We start from the raw sequence: 2,141 nt of genomic DNA on the forward strand, positions 1-2,141 counted from the left end.
AACTATAGCTACAGTCACTTGAATGAGGACAAATCAAACCCCAAGAATTGGCTGGCGGCGCTTCGCGCCGCCAGCCAATTCTTGGGGTTTATGTCCTAATACACTTGGCGACAGCTATAACTAACGTGAGTTCGAGATAATTTGAAACAGGCATTGAGAAAGGGTTTGCTATGCAAACCCTTTCTCAATGCCCAAAAGTAAAAGCCCTGCGAAGCAGGGCTTTTACTTTTGGGTTTTTAAAATTTGCTAGCTTAACCCGAACTGACGTTAATTACGATCGAGGTATCGATTTAGCAAACCATTCACCTGAGAGGGCTTAACGAAGCTATGCCGTTCTTTGTTTGGCATTACAACTAAATTAGGTGCTTGTTTGCATTGTTTTTGACATCCTGTCTTTTGAATCTGTACGTGATTCTCTAAACCGCGATCGCGCAATTCCTGTTCTAGCTGTTGATAAACCTCTTTACCGCCACGTTGCCAGCAGTCGGATTTCTGACAAATTAGAATACAAGCTTTATTAACCTTTGACCTAACAACCTTGGGCGAGTCATTGGGAGAAGGGCTTGGAGAGACATTTACAGCTTGGTTTACAAGGGCATTCGGAGCGCCAGCTCTACTATATGACGAAGCCTCTAGTTTTAGAATTCCTTTTTTGCGATCGATCTTTTGCGTACCAATTATTTCTAGCCAAGAGCCAACACTTAAATGGGGATCGAAGTTCTGGCTTAGTTCTTTGGGCAGCTTAACCCAATATTCCTGAGAAGCGATCGCCACTCTCAAATATTTAACTCGATAGCCATCTTTGAGGATGACCCCCAAAAATTGAGCCATAACCTGAAAATCTGCTATTTGCGTCAAGAGTTTTGACATAGATTTTTGATTATATTTTTGACCAAATTGAGTAACTAGATAGGTTTAATTATGAAACCTTACTTGCCAATTATTCTTTAAAAGTTGAATCATCTCCTTTCGAGATGCGTTCATCCGTCTAATGACACACCAAACTTGCAATAGATGATTGGGATTGGAAATCTGAACCGTCAAAGGTCTATGGGATGAGCATTGACAGGGAATGTCCAACTCTTGTAGACGGTAGTAAAGATCCCATCTATCAGAACCATCTATGGAGATCTCTTGATTCACTGCTAAGGAGTAGTTGATTGGATTCATGGTTGAGTTGCCTTAAATCAGATAGTTATTGATATCTTTTAGCAATAACTATTAGATCTGATACTACAACATAAATGCAATTAATTCTCATCTAAATCCAAAAATGCTTCAAAAACTCGTCTGCACAGGCGCAGAGTCATTTGTCTTTACCTGAAAAAGCCTTAAAATAATTTGAGTTTCGCGTCATCAACTACTTGATATTTGATTAGTCAAAGGGAGCCAAATTATGTCTACGATTCAAGGGCTAGTGCGAGCATTTGGGGAAATTGCTGATAATCCAGTACTACTGGACAAAAGTGTAACTACACCTGTCTGTGAAGGATTAAACTCTGCTTTAGCAAGCTTTCAGGCACTGTACTTACAGTATCAAAAGCATCATTTTGTTGTAGATGGCTCTGAGTTTTACTCATTACATGAGTTTTTTGAAGATGGTCTCAAAGCAGCGATCGATCACGTCCACGATCTTGGAGAAAGATTGAATGGACTGGGTGGAATCCCTGTAGCTAGTTTTGCCAAATTAGCTGAATTGTCCTGCATTGCGTCCGAAGAAGATGGAGCCTATGATTGCCGTTCTATGGTAGAACACGATCTCGCGGCGGAACAGGCAATCATTCAACTCTTACGTCGTCAAGCAGCCCAAGCTGAGAGTTTAGGCGATCGGGCAACTCGTTACCTCTACGAAACAATTCTGCTGAAAACAGAAGAACGCGCCTATCACCTCGATCACTTCCTTGCCTCCGATAGCCTAACCGTTGCATTTGTCGGCAAATAAGTATAGCTGTCGCCAAGTGTATTATACCAATTCCCAAAAGTGTGGCTACACTTTTGGGAATTGAAAACCAAACCCAGTAAGGGTTTTAAAATCACAAAATGGCTACGCCATTTTGTGATTTGGTATTAGGACATAAACCCCAAGAATTGAGTGGCGGCGCTTTGCGCCGCCACTCAATTCTTGGGGTTTGATTTGTCTT

The 2,141-nt window shown here is 41.4% G+C and carries 3 protein-coding genes; 1 reads left to right on the forward strand and 2 read right to left on the reverse strand.

Annotated features, from left to right (window positions below; genetic code table 11):
• Nucleotides 1–267: 267 nt before the first annotated feature.
• Entirely contained in the window at nt 268–870 is a 603-nt protein-coding gene (locus AC805_RS10110) for a (2Fe-2S) ferredoxin domain-containing protein (protein WP_072143585.1), read from the reverse strand.
• A 45-nt stretch (nt 871–915) separates the two neighbouring features.
• A complete protein-coding gene (locus AC805_RS24635) occupies nt 916–1,170 on the reverse strand; it encodes an Asr1405/Asl0597 family protein (RefSeq protein ID WP_072143586.1) in 255 nt (84 codons plus the stop codon).
• A gap of 226 nt (nt 1,171–1,396) precedes the next feature.
• On the opposite strand from AC805_RS24635, the gene AC805_RS10115 reads away from it, so the two are divergent.
• Nucleotides 1,397–1,942 (forward strand): Dps family protein, encoded by a 546-nt coding sequence (locus tag AC805_RS10115; protein ID WP_055075322.1) that lies wholly within the window; start codon nt 1,397–1,399, stop codon nt 1,940–1,942.
• The last annotated feature ends 199 nt before the right edge of the window (nt 1,943–2,141 follow it).

Origin of the sequence: Pseudanabaena sp. 'Roaring Creek' (assembly GCF_001402795.1) — a bacterium.
Lineage (GTDB): Bacteria > Cyanobacteriota > Cyanobacteriia > Pseudanabaenales > Pseudanabaenaceae > Pseudanabaena.